This is a genomic window from Butyrivibrio fibrisolvens (assembly GCF_037113525.1).
In the GTDB taxonomy this organism is placed as follows: domain Bacteria; phylum Bacillota; class Clostridia; order Lachnospirales; family Lachnospiraceae; genus Butyrivibrio; species Butyrivibrio fibrisolvens.
This window is the reverse complement of sequence record NZ_CP146963.1, coordinates 4,557,233-4,574,515: the sequence shown is the minus strand read 5'-3', so window position 1 is coordinate 4,574,515 and position 17,283 is coordinate 4,557,233. Positions and strand designations below refer to the sequence as shown.

At 41.2% G+C, this 17,283-nt stretch carries 16 protein-coding genes and 1 riboswitch; all 16 genes read left to right on the top strand.

All coding sequences use genetic code 11. The features are described from left to right. Positions 1-90: 90 nt before the first annotated feature. The 16 genes from murB to WAA20_RS19430 all read left to right on the top strand — a co-directional run bounded on the left by murB (position 91) and on the right by WAA20_RS19430 (position 17,154). Positions 91-1,002, top strand: a complete 912-nt coding sequence (murB, locus tag WAA20_RS19505) for a UDP-N-acetylmuramate dehydrogenase (RefSeq protein ID WP_242951211.1) — start codon at positions 91-93, stop codon at positions 1,000-1,002. A gap of 90 nt (positions 1,003-1,092) precedes the next feature. Beyond that, positions 1,093-1,980: an RNase adapter RapZ gene (gene rapZ / locus WAA20_RS19500; RefSeq protein WP_073389256.1), complete on the top strand. Its 888-nt coding sequence runs from the start codon at positions 1,093-1,095 to the stop codon at positions 1,978-1,980. A gap of 28 nt (positions 1,981-2,008) precedes the next feature. Further along, positions 2,009-2,956: a DNA-binding protein WhiA gene (gene whiA / locus WAA20_RS19495; protein ID WP_073389258.1), complete on the top strand. Its 948-nt coding sequence runs from the start codon at positions 2,009-2,011 to the stop codon at positions 2,954-2,956. Positions 2,957-3,004: 48 nt separating this feature from the next. Then, entirely contained in the window at positions 3,005-3,271 is a 267-nt protein-coding gene (locus tag WAA20_RS19490) for an HPr family phosphocarrier protein (RefSeq protein ID WP_073389259.1), read from the top strand. A gap of 34 nt (positions 3,272-3,305) precedes the next feature. Continuing rightward, positions 3,306-4,202, top strand: a complete 897-nt coding sequence (locus WAA20_RS19485; RefSeq protein ID WP_073389261.1) for a diacylglycerol kinase family protein — start codon at positions 3,306-3,308, stop codon at positions 4,200-4,202. 45 nt (positions 4,203-4,247) lie between these two features. Further along, positions 4,248-4,781, top strand: coding sequence for a peptidylprolyl isomerase (locus WAA20_RS19480; RefSeq protein WP_073389262.1), 534 nt, complete (start codon positions 4,248-4,250; stop codon positions 4,779-4,781). Between the two features lie 156 nt (positions 4,782-4,937). Next, a riboswitch (TPP riboswitch) is annotated at positions 4,938-5,040 on the top strand. Between the two features lie 162 nt (positions 5,041-5,202). Continuing rightward, a complete protein-coding gene (gene thiE, locus WAA20_RS19475; protein ID WP_081373924.1) occupies positions 5,203-6,780 on the top strand; it encodes a thiamine phosphate synthase in 1,578 nt (525 codons plus the stop codon). After that, complete coding sequence (gene thiW / locus WAA20_RS19470; RefSeq protein ID WP_073389264.1) at positions 6,777-7,316, top strand: energy coupling factor transporter S component ThiW; 540 nt, start codon at positions 6,777-6,779, stop codon at positions 7,314-7,316. Before thiE ends, thiW begins: the two co-directional genes overlap by 4 nt. Before the next feature lie 21 nt (positions 7,317-7,337). Beyond that, positions 7,338-8,198 (top strand): bifunctional hydroxymethylpyrimidine kinase/phosphomethylpyrimidine kinase, encoded by an 861-nt coding sequence (gene thiD / locus WAA20_RS19465; RefSeq protein WP_073389265.1) that lies wholly within the window; start codon positions 7,338-7,340, stop codon positions 8,196-8,198. A gap of 86 nt (positions 8,199-8,284) precedes the next feature. Continuing rightward, the gene (thiC, locus tag WAA20_RS19460; RefSeq protein WP_073389267.1) at positions 8,285-9,598 is read left to right on the top strand and encodes a phosphomethylpyrimidine synthase ThiC; all 1,314 of its coding nucleotides are present in this window, start codon (positions 8,285-8,287) and stop codon (positions 9,596-9,598) included. A gap of 425 nt (positions 9,599-10,023) precedes the next feature. Then, a complete protein-coding gene (locus WAA20_RS19455; RefSeq protein ID WP_073389268.1) occupies positions 10,024-10,587 on the top strand; it encodes a sigma-70 family RNA polymerase sigma factor in 564 nt (187 codons plus the stop codon). Then, positions 10,584-11,561, top strand: coding sequence for a hypothetical protein (locus WAA20_RS19450; protein WP_073389270.1), 978 nt, complete (start codon positions 10,584-10,586; stop codon positions 11,559-11,561). The genes WAA20_RS19455 and WAA20_RS19450 overlap by 4 nt, the downstream gene beginning before the upstream one ends. Before the next feature lie 201 nt (positions 11,562-11,762). Then, a complete protein-coding gene (locus WAA20_RS19445; RefSeq protein ID WP_073389271.1) occupies positions 11,763-12,722 on the top strand; it encodes a GNAT family N-acetyltransferase in 960 nt (319 codons plus the stop codon). Between the two features lie 21 nt (positions 12,723-12,743). Then, complete coding sequence (glpK, locus tag WAA20_RS19440) at positions 12,744-14,252, top strand: glycerol kinase GlpK (RefSeq protein WP_073389273.1); 1,509 nt, start codon at positions 12,744-12,746, stop codon at positions 14,250-14,252. Positions 14,253-14,256: 4 nt separating this feature from the next. Then, a complete protein-coding gene (locus tag WAA20_RS19435; RefSeq protein ID WP_073389274.1) occupies positions 14,257-14,967 on the top strand; it encodes a hypothetical protein in 711 nt (236 codons plus the stop codon). A gap of 177 nt (positions 14,968-15,144) precedes the next feature. Next, a complete protein-coding gene (locus WAA20_RS19430; RefSeq protein WP_073389276.1) occupies positions 15,145-17,154 on the top strand; it encodes a Na/Pi cotransporter family protein in 2,010 nt (669 codons plus the stop codon). The last annotated feature ends 129 nt before the right edge of the window (positions 17,155-17,283 follow it).

The window sequence follows — 17,283 nt, the reverse complement described above, 5'->3', positions numbered from 1 at the left end:
ATCATCTTCGATAATTTTTAATCTCTGGACCTAAAAAAACAGGTCCGTGGAGATTGATAAGAAGCTCTGCAAAGTTTTGGAGGCAGTTTATTGAATCAGGAAATACTTGATCAGATTAATATGATCATCCCTCAGGAAAATATCCTGAGGGATGAACCTATGAGCAGGCACACAACATTCAGAACAGGTGGGCCTGCTGACTGTTTTATTAGAATCAAAAGCGGCGAAGAGCTTTCAAAGCTAATAGCTCTATTGACAAAAGAAAATATAGATTTTTTTATCACAGGAAATGGAAGTAACCTCCTTATGTCCGATAAAGGATACAGAGGAGTTATCATATCAATGACAGGGCTTGATGAGCTAGAAGTAGATGGAAACCGCATCCACGCAGGCGCAGGTATCCTTACATCAAAGGTTGCTCAGGAAGCCTATAAGAATTCGCTTACAGGAATGGAGGCTCTGGCTGGGATACCGGGATCTATCGGCGGCTGCCTTTATATGAACGCAGGAGCTTATGGATCTGAAATGAAGGATGTCACTGTTTCTGCTGAAATTATGTTTGGCGACGGACATATCGAAGAAGTGTCTGTAGACGACCTTGGGCTTCGCTATAGAGGCAGCAGGATAAGTGATGAAAAGCTCCTTGTCCTTTCGGTTAATCTGTCTTTATTTGCAGGTGATAAGAAGGCTATTGAAGAAGCAATGGCTGACTTTGCGGCTAGAAGAAGAGATAAGCAGCCTTTGGAATTCCCAAGTGCAGGTTCTACATTTAAAAGGCCTGAAGGCTATTTTGCAGGTAAGCTTATACAGGATGCAGGACTTCGCGGTTTTAGCATAGGCGGTGCCCAGGTTTCTGAGAAGCACTGCGGATTCGTTGTTAATAAAGGCGGCGCTACGTCACAGGATGTGATAGACGTTATAAGACATGTCCAGAAGACTGTACTTGAAGATAGCGGCGTTAAGCTTGAAACTGAGGTTATCCTTCTTGGAGATTTCGAGTAAATACTGCCATGTATTTTGAGATAGGAAACAGGGTTAGATGCTGATCTTAAATGTGTTTCTTATTTATATTTGTTTTGAAAGGAGATTTATATGCGCTTTGTTATAGTGACAGGTATGAGCGGCGGCGGTAAATCGACTGCTATTCACATGCTTGAGGATTCGGGATATTACTGCGTAGACAATCTCCCAATATCTCTTATAGAGAAATTTGTAGAACTTATATTGGTGCCTGAAAGTGGAATAACCAAAGTGGCACTTGGAATGGATGTTAGAGGCGGCGAAGCCTTCCGCGAGGTTCCGGCTGTTATCGATACCTTGAGAGAGAAAGGTGTCCCTGTTGAAGTTCTCTTTATGGAGACTAGTGATCAGGTCCTTGTCAAAAGATATAAAGAGTCCAGACGTCTTCATCCTCTTGCAAACGGCGGAAGAATAGAAGAAGGTATAAAAAGAGAAAGAGAGATTCTTTCAGGACTTAAGGAAAAGGCTGATTACATAATCGATACATCCAAGCTTCTTACAAGAGAATTAAGGATAGAGCTTAATCGTATTTTTGTAGAGAATGCGACCTATAACAATCTTATCGTTACTATTCTTTCCTTTGGATTTAAGTACGGAATACCGGATGATGCAGACCTTGTATTTGACGTAAGGTTCCTGCCCAATCCTTATTATGTAGAAGAATTAAGTCCCCAGACAGGTAATGACAAGCCTGTTCAGGACTACGTTAAGAGCTTCCCTGAATGCGGGCAGTTTATTGATAAACTTGAAGATATGCTGACTTTCCTTATCCCCGGATATATCAAAGAAGGTAAATATCAGCTTGTAATCGGAATAGGCTGTACAGGCGGTCAGCACAGAAGTGTGACCATAGCCAATGAACTGTTTGCAAGAATGTATGGAAAAGGTAATTATGGCCTCAAGATATCACATCGTGATGTTGATAAGGCAAGAAAGAGCTTTGTTCCCCCACAGGCGTGATGAAGATGCGACAGGAGAGACTTAAAGGATGTCTTTTTCAACAGATATAAAGGAAGAGCTTATAGCGCATACAGGCAAAGCAAGGCATTGCCTTCTTGCCGGACTTTCGGTTATTTTTCGTATGGAATGTTACCTTGAAAAAGACCCGCAAAGCCACGATTTAACGCTCTTTATGCAAACAGATAACGTTTTTTCGGTTAGAAAATGCTTTACAATATTAAAAAAAGCATTTAATATAGATACTGATATTCTGGAGACGGAACGAGAGTTACACGTTAATGGCCGTTATTACAAGAAAGTTTCGCTTGATCAGGACCATTTGAAAACGATACTCATGGCGCTTAAGGAAATTGATGAGGACGGGACACTTCGGGTTCCAAACGGAGTCGTAAGTCCTCTTTTGTTGCGCAGTCAGTGCTGCAAGAGAGCATTCCTTAGAGACTTGTTTATCTGTTCTGGCTCTATATCAGATCCGACGAAGTCTTATCACATGGAATTCGTATGTGATAACGAGGGACAGGCGAGACAGCTAATGGATATCCTCGGTGATTTTGGTATTAAGGGTCGGCTGATACAGAGGAAGAAATATTACGTAGTATATCTCAAAGAGGGCGAGGAGATCGTAGATCTTCTTAATATAATGGAAGCCCACGTAGGTCTTATGAATCTTGAGAATCTCAGGATCTTAAAGGATATGCGTAATTCCGTCAATCGTAGGGTTAATTGTGAGACTGCCAATATTGCAAAGACAGCAAATGCGGCATCAAGGCAGATGGATGACATCATGTATATTGAGCAGCACTATGGACTCTCGAAGTTATCAGAAGGCCTTAAGGCCATAGCAGAAGTCAGACTCGAACATCCGGAAGCAACACTGTCGGAGCTTGGAGGTTATTTAAATCCACCAGTCGGCAAATCCGGAGTCAATCACAGACTTCGAAAACTCAGTGAACTTGCAGACAAGCTGCGAGGATAAGAGAAGCAAGGTTTTAGGACGCTTAATAGCGTAGAGGAAAGAGGAGTTATGATCAAAAAATCTATCGAAATCAAACTGCCACATGGACTTGAGGCACGTCCTGTCGCTGAACTTGTACAGGTTGCAAGCAAATACGACAGCACTATTCACATCGAAGTACAGGAAAGAAAAGTAAACGCTAAGAGCATTATGGGTATGATGACTCTTAATCTTAAGAGCGGCGAAATGGTTGATGTTATCGCTGAGGGCGGTGACGAAGCTGCTGCAGTCGCTGATATGGCTAACTATCTCGAAGGCGCAACATCACTTGCCTGAGAAAAATATTTAAAAAGGGCAGACCATAAAATATATGAATGCTCCCAGAATGTTATTTGTCTATAATCCTCATGCCGGGAAAGCAACTATAAGAGGACATCTTCTTGATATAATCGATATATTTACAAAGGCAGGATATGAGGTAACTGCTTATCCTACTCAGAGCCAGGGAGATGGAGAAAAACGTGTCCGTGATCGCGCAGACGACTACAGTATTGTAGTGTGCAGTGGCGGGGACGGTACTCTTGATGAAGTTGTATCCGGCATGATGAATTCTGAATTCAAAGTGCCGATAGGTTATGTCCCGGCCGGTTCTACCAACGATTATGCAAAGAGTCTGAAGATTCCTTCTGTTATGACGAAGGCCGCTCAGATAGTAGTAAATGGTAATGATTTTTTGAGTGATGTCGGTACGATGAACGATAAGTATTTCGTTTATTGTGCTGCTTTTGGCATATTCACAGATGTCTCATATTCAACAGATCAGAGCCTTAAGAACGCCCTTGGGCATGCTGCGTATATCCTTCAGAGTGTCAAAGAGCTTCAAGATATTAAAACCTATCATATGAAAATAACGTATGGAAATGGAACTGTACTGGAAGATGAATTTATCTATGGTATGGTAACTAACTCTATACAGGTTGGCGGAATACAGAATATTACAGGTAAGAATGTTAAGCTTGATGATGGCGAATTTGAAGTCACACTTGTAAGAAAACCGAAGAGTCTAATAGATCTTCCGAATCTTGTAGGTGCGCTTCTTGATAGCAAGATACTTAGCAGTAATGACCTGATCAATATAAAACTTAGAAATATTACATTTGAATCAGATATACCGGTTGCCTGGACAAGGGACGGTGAATACGGCGGTGAACATACAAAGGTTGTGATCAATAACCTGCCACGAGCTGTGACGATCAAAGTGCCGTGAAAACAGCACCTATGATATAAGATTAAAACGGAAGGAGTCATTATAATGGCTAATCAGAACCCAATAGTAACAATTACAATGGAAAGCGGAGATGTTATCAAGGCAGAGCTTTATCCTGAAATTGCACCTAACACAGTTAACAATTTCATTTCTCTTATAAATAAGGGATTCTACAATGGAGTTATTTTCCACAGAGTAATCAGGGGCTTCATGCTTCAGGGTGGAGATCCTGAAGGAACAGGTATGGGCGGTCCGGGATATTCGATCAAGGGTGAGTTCTCACATAACGGTTTCAAGAATGACCTTAAGCACACACCCGGTGTACTTTCTATGGCTCGTACAATGATCCCTGATTCTGCAGGATCACAGTTCTTCATCATGCACAAGGATGCTCCTCATCTTGATGGTGAGTACGCTGCATTCGGTAAGGTTACAGAGGGCATGGATGTTGTTAACACAATCGCTGAGACTCAGACAGACTGGAACGACAGACCTGTTAACGAGCAGAAGATGAAGAGTGTTACAGTTGATACATTCGGTGAAACATATCCGGAACCTGAGAAGCTTCCTGAAAGATAATTGGCGTTACATATAAGTACATTCATACAATTAGCATATATAAGAACCTGCCACCAAGTGTATGGTGACAGGTTCTCATCGTGATTATATTCTTGCTAAAATCCATAACAAGTGCTACACTACAGTAGCACGTTAAAAATGATATATACAAATTAAATATATGACAAGGGGAGCTGGTTACCGGCTGAGAGGTGTGAAGAACACGACCCTGTACCTGATTTGGATAATGCCAACGTAGGAATCGTCGACAAGTAGCACTCTACTTGTAACTATAGCTATACTTAGCGCCATCCAATTAGATGGCGCTTTTTTATAAAGATCTATCTATTGGATTTCTTTATAAAAGAGTGTTTCTAAAGCGCAAAGCTTTCCTTATATCCTCAGGTATGAGGGTTCTAACACATGTTCAGCCATCCAGAACATGAATATGAATAGTCTTATACGAAAGCATCATCCTCAGATTCACATTATTACCAATTATATAACTGCAGAAGTATCTGTTAACGCAGTACTAGCTACTGGAGCTACCGCTATAGGCGCAGACAGTCCGCTTGAAGTATCCGAAATTACTTCATCTTCTGATGCTCTTGTACTTAATACTGGAACTCCGTCTTTGGAAAAATACGAAGCCTTAAAACTTGCAGGGATAAGCGCTAATACTAAAGGCATCCCCGTTGTACTTGATCCTGTTGGAGTTGGAGCATCCTCCTATAGAAAAGAAAATATCACAAGCCTTCTTAACAAAATTCATGTTACCTGTATTAGGGGTAATGCTCTAGAGATCATGAACCTTTGTTCTCTGATAAAAAATGATACAGACCATAATGCAGATGAAGTATCTGAAATAACAACCGAAACAGCAAAGAAAACAGATGAAATAACCAATAAAACAATGCCGTATCCTAAGTCTCCAAGATTATCAGATAACAGTTCTGAATTAGATTCTAAAGCTAAGAAATTGAATACATACGGTGTTGAAGATGCAGGACTTGGCTTTGATAAGGACGCTGTTATCTCTTTATCCCAAAAGCTTAATACAATAATCATCATCTCCGGAGAAACAGTCACTGTAGTATCTGCAAAAGATGATTTTTATAAAGAATTCCCAGGTGGAAGTATCTTCCAAAAGCATTTCACAGGTGCAGGCTGTATGATGTCTGCCCTTCTTGGAACCTATCTTGCGACTGGTAGAAAAGAAAACATTTCTGATCTGGACAGTATTAGCAGCTGCATATTGGACTACGAAAGCTGTGCAAGAAAAGCTGAACGAAGAATATATGGAGAAGGGAAACTAGGCACAATGAGCTACCGAAGCACACTCATTGATGAACTCAGCCTTCTTGATAAAGCATGGAGATACAGATTTGATAAATCCGATCTTAACCTATATGCCATTACAGACAGAAGCTGGCTTAAAAATACTCTTGAAGAAGATGTAGAAAAAGCAATTCTTGGCGGAGCCACAATAATCCAGCTTCGTGAAAAGAATATATCAGATGATGAATATATCAAAAGAGCAGAATCTATTAAATCAGTATGTGATAAATACAACATCCCTCTTATCATCAATGACAATGTAAACGTTGCTCTCAAAGTAAAGGCTGCAGGAGTTCATGTCGGACAAGGCGATACTTCTGTTAGCGAAGCAAGAAAACTCCTTGGAAAAGGCTACATAATAGGCGCCACAGCTCATAACCTTGAGGAAGCAAGGATTGCGCAAGATCAGGGAGCTGATTACCTGGGCGTAGGAGCTGCCTTTGGCTCTTCAACCAAGAAGGATGCCACGCCTCTTACAAGCCTTGAAACCTATAAAGAGATTACGTCTAACATTTCAATCCCGGTAGTTGCCATAGGCGGTATCAATGAATCCAATATGGACCTTCTTACAGGAAGCGGCATCGCTGGAGTTGCCATAATATCAGGCATTTTCAGTGCTTCTAATATAGAGAAACAGACTTTGATTTTAAGCCATAAGGCAAAGGAGGATTTTTTATCATGAAAAAAGCAGAAGTCAAAAAACTTGTTGTTGCAGCAATGTTTACAGCTCTGGCTGTATCATTGTCCACATTTTCTTTTCCCATAGGAGCATCTAAGTGCTTCCCTATCCAACATATGGTCAATGTACTGTGCGCTGTGTTCCTTGGACCCTGGTACGGAGTTCTGGTTGCGTTCTGTACATCCCTTATCAGGAACCTTCTTGGAACAGGAACACTTCTTGCATTCCCTGGAAGTATGGTTGGCGCTCTTTGCTGCGGACTAGCTTACAAGTTGTCCCAAAAGTATATCCCAACCTATATAGCAGAAGTTGTAGGAACAGGAGTTATCGGAGGCCTTGTGGCATTCCCTGTTGCAAGCCTAGTTATGGGTAAGGAAGCAGCTCTTTTTACCTACGTGGTCCCATTCCTTGTAAGTACTGCAGGCGGAACAGTTATAGCCGCACTTCTTATAACCGTTCTGTATAAGAGTCACGCAATCAACACACTCACATCCCTTCTTGAAAATGATTCACCTGTATCAAAGTCCAAAGCATCATAACTTAAAGAAAGAGCAAATACTATGATCAAACACACAGCACTTACAATTGCAGGAAGCGACTCATCAGGCGGTGCCGGTATCCAGGCAGATCTTAAGACCATGCTCTCCTGCGGCGTATTCGGAATGAGCGCCATCACTGCTATCACGGCCCAGAACACCATGGGCGTAAAGAGCATCATGCAGGTTACGCCGTCTATTCTTTCAGATCAGCTGGATATGATCTTCACAGATATATTCCCTGAGGCAGTCAAAGTCGGAATGACCTTCAATGCAGATCTTATAGAAGTTATCGCTACTAAGCTGTCTGAATACAAGGCCAAAAATATCGTAGTTGACCCGGTAATGGTTGCAACAAGCGGAGCAAGACTAATTAACGAAGACGCTATAGATAGTCTATGCACCCTTTTGTTAAAAGAAGCTGATCTTATAACCCCAAATATTCCTGAGGCCATGATATTGTCAGGTCTATCCAGGATATCAAATGCAGAAGATCAGCTACTGGCAGCGAGGATAATCAGGGAAAAATACGATTGCAGCGTCCTTGTAAAAGGCGGCCATATGAGCGATGACAGCATGTCGGCAGATGTTTTATATAAAGAAGATAATTCATATTTTTGGTATACATCTCCAAGAATAGATAATCCTAACACTCACGGAACAGGCTGTACTCTCTCAAGTGCCATAGCTTCTTTTCTTGCAAAAGGAGAGTCTATGGAGGATGCGATATCTAAGGCTAAGAACTATTTAAGCAGGGCTATCGCTGCTGGTCTTAACCTGGGACAAGGATCAGGACCTTTGTGGCATATGGTTCCTTCCTGCTGCGATAATACTGATACTATGAAGAACTTTTCCTCTATAAATGATAATCAAATACTGTTGTAAATAATGCGTACACGTACAAACGGTAAATATCTCATCTTATATCAAAACACAAAACAATTAAATTCAAATCAATAATAGGAGATTTCATGAACAGACAATACCACACACAAATGGAAGCAGCGAGAATGGGAATCGTAACTCCCGAGATGGAGATCGTTGCTAAAAACGAAGGAAGAACAACTGAATTTATAAGAGAGCATGTTGCAAAAGGACAAATTGCGATCCCTGCCAACCCAAGACACAAGGGCCTTAAGCCAAACGGAATCGGAAGCATGCTCAAGACCAAGATCAATGTAAATCTTGGTGTCAGCCGTGACTGTAAAGACTATGACATTGAGATGGAAAAGGTAATGAGCGCTGTTAACCTTGGTGCTGAAGCTATCATGGATCTTTCAAGTCATGGTAATACTCAGCCCTTTAGACAGCTTCTTTGCAGTAAATGTCCTGCCATGATCGGTACTGTTCCGATCTACGATAGCGTAATCCACTATCAAAGAGACCTTGCTGATCTTACAGCAAAAGATTTTATTGATGTTGTAAGACTCCATGCAGAAGACGGCGTTGACTTTGTAACTCTTCACTGTGGAATCACAAGAAAGACCATTAGCCAGATCAGGGATGGAAGCCGTAAGATGAATATCGTAAGCAGAGGCGGAAGTCTTGTATTTGCATGGATGGCAATGACAGGACATGAGAATCCTTTCTATGAGTATTACGATGAGATCTTAGAGATCTGCAGAGAGCACGACGTAACAGTAAGTCTTGGTGATGCCTGCAGACCAGGATGCCTTGCCGATGCAACAGACCCTTGCCAGATAGAAGAGCTTATAAGACTAGGAGAACTTACTCAGAGAGCCTGGGATAGGGATGTTCAGGTTATGGTTGAAGGCCCGGGCCATGTTCCAATGGATCAGATCGCAGCTAACATGAAAGTTCAGCAGACTATCTGTAAAGGTGCACCTTTCTATGTACTTGGACCACTTGTTACTGATATTGCTCCAGGATATGACCACATTACAGCTGCCATAGGCGGAGCTATTGCCGCAGCTTCAGGTGCTGCATTCCTTTGCTACGTAACTCCAGCTGAGCACCTTGCTCTTCCTAACGTAGAAGATGTCCGTCAGGGAATAATCGCAAGTAAGATCGCAGCTCATGCTGCTGATATAGCTAAGGGACTTCCCGGTGCAAGAGACCAGGATGACAGAATGGCTGATGCAAGAAGAAAGCTTGACTGGGATGCTCAGTTCTTAGAAGCTCTTGACCCGGAAACTGCCAAAGCTATAAGAGACAGCCGCGCTCCTGAAGATGATCACAGTGATACCTGCAGTATGTGCGGTAAGTTCTGCGCAGTACGTAGTATGAACAAGGCACTGGCAGGAGAATACATCGATATCTTGTAATAGAAAAATACGATGGCACAGAATGTAAATATATAGAATGTACGATTCCAACTACAGCAGAACGTTACAGGATTAATAAAAAAGATCCCTATAAAAGGGAGGATGCCAGGTAAGTCCCCACTTACCTGGCATTATTATGAAAAAGTTTTTTATTAGTATTGCTTCATCTGACAATATTAGTGTATCGCATCAATATGACTAATAAATGATTTCGAGTAAAGAAACGTAAAACAAAATGTTAACAAAATATTAAGAAGTCTGTATGAGGCGTATTTACAAGCGTTATTAGCTGATCTATTATCTACCGGAAGTGCTTTCGTTGATTCGAAAAAGAAAAAAGAGTTTTAGCTTGATATGTAAGATTTGAAACTTTTCCCTGTCTATATAAGTGTAAGCTTACAAAACAGATGACATAAGGAGTAAGGATGAGAGACGAAGAGATTATAGAGTTATATTTCCGCCGGGATGAAAGGGCTATAGATGAAACAGGCAGGAAATATGGGAACTACTGCCAGACAATAGCTAATAACATTTTAGGCAATAGGCAGGACGTTGATGAGTGTCTGGATGATACCTACATGAAAGTTTGGAACAACATTCCGCCTACAAGGCCCAGGATATTCAAGGTTTATCTTGCTAAGATCACACGTAATCTGGCTTTTAATATGTTTGAAAAAAGCCGTACAAGAAAACGGGGAGGCGGAACCATCACTGAGGTACTTGATGAGTTGTATGACTGCATCCCTGATGGTAACAATGTTGAGCAGGGAGCTCTTGAAAGAGAACTTGCAGGGATCATCAGAGATTTTGTAAGAAATCTTCCGAAGAGGGATGCAGATATTTTTACCTGCAGATACTTTTATACAGAAAGTATCGAAGAAATAGCTGAAAAGTTTGGTATTAAGAAAAATAATGTATCGGTAATACTGAAAAGGCTTCGTGACAAGCTTGCGAAGAGACTTGAAAAGGAGGAATACCTGGTATCATGAAGGCAGAGAATTTATATAAAGCAATGAATTATATTGATGATGAAATAATATATAGAAATGGTAAAGTAGAAGGAATTGGAGATATAAAGCAAAAGAGTAAAAAGCAAGTGAATAAAAAACAGGTATTTAGGATAATGGCGGCAGTTGCTGCATCCGCAGTTCTTTTTACAGGAATGGGTATCATAAGACCTTGGGAAAAAGCAGTAGTAAATACCGGTACAGGAGATGGTTCTGACATAGAGGTGGTTAATAACGATACAAATACATCCCTTGTTCAGTCTACAAGAAATATGTTTGTGATAACTGCAAATGCAGCGGAACCAATATCTGACGAGCAGGACAGTGCTGTGGCTTCCGGTGACATAATGAGCATCTGTAACACTACGGCAAGTTTTGGAAGTTCTCTGTACATGGATCAAAGGTTTGCTATATCTGGAGAAAATATAGAAAAAGTAAAGATATCTACAGACAAGTGCAATATATACTCAGTAGTGCCTATTTATGAAGGCGATGCTGATTATGAGAAGGCACAAAGATATGAAACAAGTGGAAATGACGATTATCAGCTTGTCGTAGATGAGGAAGGTACAGGAGAAGATGCTCCAATGGAAGGGATTTCCAACCATTATGAACATTTGGTTGTAGCAGGAAGTACTTATGAGGGTATTTATGACAATACGATGATGTTTGGAATGTCTGTTCCGCAGGAACTCTGGAGTACAAATAGTGACCTTCAAAAGAGCTTTTGGGAAGATATAGATCAGGTTGCTGGTGCTACGATAACCATTGAAGTTACATTCACAGATGGAAGCATAGAAGTACATCATTACCAGCTGTCCACCGGTAAGATCTTCGTTCCCACAGATGAAAATGGGTATAATCAGTGGGATAATCTGACCAGATTTCTGACTGCAGAGGAGGAAGCTGCAGGAGAATCATATGCATACGGATATCTTATGAATAAAATCGATTGATAAAGAGAAATATTAAGCCGCAATTTTGGAATGATCTGAAATTGTGGCTTTTAAATTTGAGTAGCTATCTAACTTAAAAATTTTCGCTTAGGACCTTACCTGCGCGAAATGAACATGAATCAATGTTATAATGTTATTTATAAATTCACCAATCAGGATACTGAATATGGTAAAATAGTTTTCATAAAGAGAATAGCGCATATGCTTAAAAAAGTAGTTTTAGTTTTTCACGACAATGCAAATACATCTCTAAAAGAGCTGGAAGAAGAAAAGACCTATCTGTCTGATTTCGGGATAGATCTTGAAATCATATCTTCTCAGAGAATTCAGGATATCTGGTCTTTGTATGTGGGAAGTACAAAGGCAGCAGCTGTAAAAGGCGATATTCCTGAAAACGTCAGAGAAGTTCTTTTCCTGTGTGATGATCCTGAAGATTTTGCATATCTTAAGGATAAAGGCGCATATGTTTGCGGCATGATAACTCCTGTATCAGATCAGGGTACATCATTTGAAGGGGCGCAGTATATTTTCAGCGAGATAGATGATGTAGATGCAGATTCTTTTATCAAAGCATATCAGAGGCAGGCTGGGGAGCCGTGGGATATATTGGAGACTGACAGGCTCAGGATCAGGGAGACCACGGTTGAAGACGTTGATGATCTTTATAAGATATACGCAGAGCCTTCAATGACCAGGTACATGGAGGGACTCTTTGAAGATCCTGCTGATGAAAAGAGGTACATGAAGGATTATATAGAAAAGGTATACTCCCTCATGGGCTTTGGTGTATGGAGTCTTATAAACAAGGAAGACGGGAAACTTATAGGCCGCGCAGGATTCAGTATCCGAAACGGATTTGATGAGCCGGAGCTTGGATTTTTTATCGGAGTACCATGGCAGAAACAGGGATTTGCCACGGAGAGCTGCGCCGCCATAATGGAATTTGGCAGAAATGTCCTTGGCTTTGATAAGGTTCAGACTCTTGTAAAAAAAGAGAACGAAGTTTCAATACATCTGTGCGAAAAGCTTGGATTTAAGATAATAGATGAAGTTGAAATTGAAGAAGATATATATGGCACAAGCTATATGACGCAGGGACGCGTATCCTTCGGGCCCGAAAAACGGGGGCGTTACGTAAGGCTCGAGTGGACATATAAATAATTATGGGAAAAGGGGAAAACTATGTCACAGGAAAGTTACATCTTAGCCCTTGATCAGGGCACCACATCATCACGTTGTATCTTGTTCGATAAGACGGGCAAGATCGTATCAATGGCGCAGAAGGAATTTCAGCAGTACTATCCACAGCCGGGCTGGGTTGAGCACAATCCAAGGGAGATCTGGTCTTCACAGCTTGCTGTTGCAATAGAAGCTATGGCAAGTGTTGGGGCAACCGCAGATAATATTGCAGCGATCGGTATCACTAACCAGCGCGAGACAACCATCGTATGGGACAAAGAAACAGGCGAACCAGTTTATAATGCGATCGTATGGCAGTGCAGACGAACAGCTGATATTATAGAGAACATCAAGAAACAGGGGCTTTCTGACAAGATCAGGGAAAAGACGGGGCTTGTACCTGATGCATACTTTTCTGCAACCAAGATCCAGTGGATCCTTGATAACGTAGAAGGGGCAAGACAGAAGGCAGAGAACGGTCAGCTTATTTTTGGTAATGTTGATACCTGGCTTATCTATAACCTTACAAAAGGTAAAGTTCATGTAACAGACTATACTAATGCATCAAGAACTATGCTTTTTAATATACATAAGTGTGAATGGGATGAAGAGCTTCTTAAGCTCTTTAATATTCCTATTTCCATGATGCCGGAAGTTAAGCCTTCAAGCTGCATTTACGGCGATACAGATCCGTCTATCCTTGGCGGTCCTATCATGATAGCTGGAGCAGCAGGAGATCAGCAGGCAGCGCTGTTTGGTCAGAACTGTTTTGAACCCGGACAGGTTAAGAACACTTACGGAACCGGCGGATTCCTTCTCATGAACACGGGAAGAGATGCCATAAAGTCAGAGCACGGACTTATCACAACTATTGCAGCCAGCATTGGAAACAACGTTGAGTATGCCCTTGAAGGAAGCGTATTTGTTGCAGGCGCTTCTATACAGTGGCTCAGGGATGAGATGCGAATGATCAAGACATCTGCCCAGTCAGAAGAGTATGCAGACAATGTTTTTGACACAGCCGGAGTATATGTAGTTCCTGCCTTTACAGGTATGGGTGCTCCATATTGGGATCCATATGCAAGAGGCACCATTGTTGGAATTACAAGAGGATGTAAAAAAGAGCATTTTATAAGGGCAACTCTTGAATCCATCTGCTATCAGTCAGCTGATGTAATTAAGGCTATGCAGGAGGATGCAGCATGTCCGTTAAAAGAGCTGCGCGTTGACGGAGGCGCAAGTGCCAACAACTTCCTTATGCAGTTCCAGTCCAATATCTGCGGCGTTACAAGCTACAGACCCAAGTGCATAGAGACAACAGCTCTTGGTGCAGCTTACCTTGCCGGAATAGCTGTAGGCTACTGGAAAGACAAGGAAGATGTAACAAGGAACTGGCAGCTTGGAAGAAAGTTTGAATGCAAGATGGAAGAAGAGGAGCGTATAAAGCTTCTTAAGGGATGGCACAGAGCAGTTCGCTGCGCTATCGCTTGGAGTCAGGACGACGAGGATTAAAGACTTGAACAGTTTTATTAGAAAATCAGTAAGACCTTTTTACGATTTCCTTTCAGCGATCGGTAAGACCGGTTTATGGTTTACCGTTCCAATGAAAGGAAAGGCAAAGTTAAGATTCTATTCTAGGAAAAAATGCATAGACAGAAATTTTGATCTGAATGTAGCTGCATTTGAGAAGCACAAGGAAAGAATAGAAAGAGAAAAAGGCTTTATAGAAGATCAGAATTTATATGGCGATATGAAGTATGGCGTAAGCACCATGGCAGATTCAGGCTGTGGTGTCATCGCTGTGTACAATGCTCTTAAAGTGCTTGGGATCAATGAGTCAGGAAGTGAAGGAATTCCTTCACTTCCCAATCTCATTTCTATTTTTGAAAACAGTGGTATCACTATGGCGGGCCAGCTTGGCACAGGCCCTAAATCTATCGCAGCTTTTTTTAGAAAAAGAGGCCTTGCGATAGAGACTACCTATGATCAAAAAAGATATGAAGAGATCGTAAGAAAAAGTTCTGCAAGTGTCATAATCATCCTTAATAACAGAGAACGCCTGCACGACTACGTTCATACCATGTGCATAACCAAAGAAGAAGGACGCCTTATGCTCCATAATTCAAACGGGAAAAGAGAAAACTATTCTTCCATGAGAGAATTGATGCAAGGCTGCGGCATAAAAGGTAAAGCACAGGGAATCATGCTTGTGGGAATAAAAGGATAAATGAATCAGAGTCAGAGGACAAAATTAACAAAATTTAGTAAAATTAAATTGAATATCTGTTTAAGATTTTGATCGTCTATTTATTGTAATTTTTAGGTTCATCACATATGATAAACTTGTAATAAAGCGAAGGGATTAAATGAAAAGTGGTCAGGAATAGGCCACAATGGAGATCAGATGAATACAACAGAACTATTTGAACTTATAGCCGGCATTGTTGGCGGACTGGCAATGTTCCTCTACGGAATGAATATCATGAGCGGAGGCCTTACCAAGGCAGCAGGAGGCAAGCTTGAAAGCGCTCTTGCCAAAGTTACTTCCAGAAGATGGATAGCTTATTTTTTTGGTATTGGTATCACGGCTCTTGTTCAGTCATCTTCAGCTTCAACTGTCATGGTTGTAGGTCTTGTTAATTCGGGAATTATGCAGCTTTCCCAGTCTGTTAACGTTATACTCGGTGCCAATCTTGGTACTACAGTAACTGCCTGGATTCTTTCACTTAATGGAATCGAAGGTGGTAACTTCTTTACTAATCTTTTAAAACCAACTTCTTTTACACCTTTCCTTGCACTTATCGGTATAGTACTTCTCATGTTCAACAAGTCAGAGAAGCGTAAGAATATCGGAACTGTTCTTCTTGGATTTTCCGTTCTTATGTTCGGTATGAACATGATGTCAGAAGCGGTTGCGCCTCTTAAGGAAAGCGTGGAATTCCAAAACTTCCTCAGAAGTTTTTCAAATCCTATAATCGGTTTTATTATCGGTATGGCATTTACCATGATAATCCAGTCATCTGCAGGAACTATCGGTGTAGTTCAGACTTTCGCAGGTGAGGGTATGATGACCTACGGTATGTGTATTCCTGTTGTCATGGGAGCTGAAGTTGGTACCTGTATCACAGCTATTCTTTCATCTGTTGGCGCAGGCAAGAATGGTAAGCGTACAGCTCTTATGCATCTGTACTTTAACGTTATTAAAGCAGGCACATTCATGGTGGGCTTCTATCTGCTAAATGCATTCCTTCATTTTGCATTCCTTGATGATGTTGCAAGCTACTCAGGACCTGCTATCATACATACACTTGTAAACCTTGTAGCATCTCCTCTTATGGTACCGATTTCAGGCGTACTTGTTGCTATGGCTCTTCGTACTATTCCTATTGACGAAAGAGAGCAGCAGGAGCTGGAAGAAAGCCGCGGCATCACAACTCTGGATGACCGCTTCCTTTCCAATCCTCCATTTGCTTTGGAGCAGGCAAGAAATGCAACTGTTATGATGGAAAACCTTGCTGAGAAATCTCTTTTCCTTGCTATGGAACTTATTGAAGAGTTCGATATGGAGAAGGTATCTAATGTAGAGCATCTGGAAAAAGAGATCGACAGATACGAAGATCAGCTCGATACCTATCTCATGAAGGTCAGCCAGCACCACCTGGCACCTGAAGATAACCATACACTTTCCGTACTTCTTCATACGATCAGCGACTTTGAGCGTATTTCTGATCACGCTCTTAACATAGCCCAGGTTGCACAGAGAATGTATGAGAACGAAAGACAGTTCTCCAGTAAAGCAACTGAAGAAGTTAAGGTCTTTGCAGATGCGGTAAAAGAGATCGTATCTACAACCTTCAAGTCATTTGAAAATAATGATATAAGACTTGCCAAGACAGTAGAGCCTTTAGAGGAAGTCATCGACGGACTTCATATGGAAGTTAAGCGCCGCCATGTAAGACGACTTCGTAAAGGTAAATGTACTGTGGATCTTGGATTTGATCTTTCTGATATCGGAACGGATTTTGAAAGGATCGCAGATCACTGTTCCAATATCGCAGCTGCCATCATTCAGGTCAGCGAGGACGGCTTCGATACTCACGGATATCTTGAAATGGTTAGAGCTGAGAAGAATCGGGAATTCGAGCAGGCAGTATTCTATTTCGAAAGCAAGTATTCTCTTCCTAAGATGAAGAAAGCAGACGTGATGGAAGAAGACCGCATAGATACAACATTCAAAGAAGATCATCCTGTACTTGTAGATCTGAATGTGCTTGATGAAACTGAGGCTAAGAAGGCAGTTAAGATTGAAGATGCTGCCGCAGATGACTTCGATAAAACCCTTGATAATCTCTTTAAAGAAAAGGACAAGAAGAAAAACAAAGATAAGAAAAAAGATAAAAAGAAGAAAAAGTAAATTATAATTATTATGATATAGCAGATGGCCAATATTAACGCGCTATCTGCTATAATATTGTCTAAAAGTGCAGAGATGATGTTATTTTAATTCACCGATGCTAATATGGAAATTGGTGAAGACTTTGTA

Bases quoted from the DNA above. Each gene is read 5' to 3' on its own strand.
- thiE (WP_081373924.1), top strand. From the start codon at position 5,203: ATGAATATGAATAGTCTTATACGAAAGCATCATCCTCAGATTCACATT.
- WAA20_RS19480 (WP_073389262.1), top strand. From the start codon at position 4,248: ATGGCTAATCAGAACCCAATAGTAACAATTACAATGGAAAGCGGAGAT.
- WAA20_RS19445 (WP_073389271.1), top strand. From the start codon at position 11,763: ATGCTTAAAAAAGTAGTTTTAGTTTTTCACGACAATGCAAATACATCT.
- WAA20_RS19430 (WP_073389276.1), top strand. From the start codon at position 15,145: ATGAATACAACAGAACTATTTGAACTTATAGCCGGCATTGTTGGCGGA.
- thiC (WP_073389267.1), top strand. From the start codon at position 8,285: ATGAACAGACAATACCACACACAAATGGAAGCAGCGAGAATGGGAATC.
- WAA20_RS19485 (WP_073389261.1), top strand. From the start codon at position 3,306: ATGAATGCTCCCAGAATGTTATTTGTCTATAATCCTCATGCCGGGAAA.
- glpK (WP_073389273.1), top strand. From the start codon at position 12,744: ATGTCACAGGAAAGTTACATCTTAGCCCTTGATCAGGGCACCACATCA.
- whiA (WP_073389258.1), top strand. From the start codon at position 2,009: ATGTCTTTTTCAACAGATATAAAGGAAGAGCTTATAGCGCATACAGGC.
- thiD (WP_073389265.1), top strand. From the start codon at position 7,338: ATGATCAAACACACAGCACTTACAATTGCAGGAAGCGACTCATCAGGC.
- WAA20_RS19490 (WP_073389259.1), top strand. From the start codon at position 3,005: ATGATCAAAAAATCTATCGAAATCAAACTGCCACATGGACTTGAGGCA.
- thiW (WP_073389264.1), top strand. From the start codon at position 6,777: ATGAAAAAAGCAGAAGTCAAAAAACTTGTTGTTGCAGCAATGTTTACA.
- rapZ (WP_073389256.1), top strand. From the start codon at position 1,093: ATGCGCTTTGTTATAGTGACAGGTATGAGCGGCGGCGGTAAATCGACT.
- WAA20_RS19455 (WP_073389268.1), top strand. From the start codon at position 10,024: ATGAGAGACGAAGAGATTATAGAGTTATATTTCCGCCGGGATGAAAGG.
- WAA20_RS19450 (WP_073389270.1), top strand. From the start codon at position 10,584: ATGAAGGCAGAGAATTTATATAAAGCAATGAATTATATTGATGATGAA.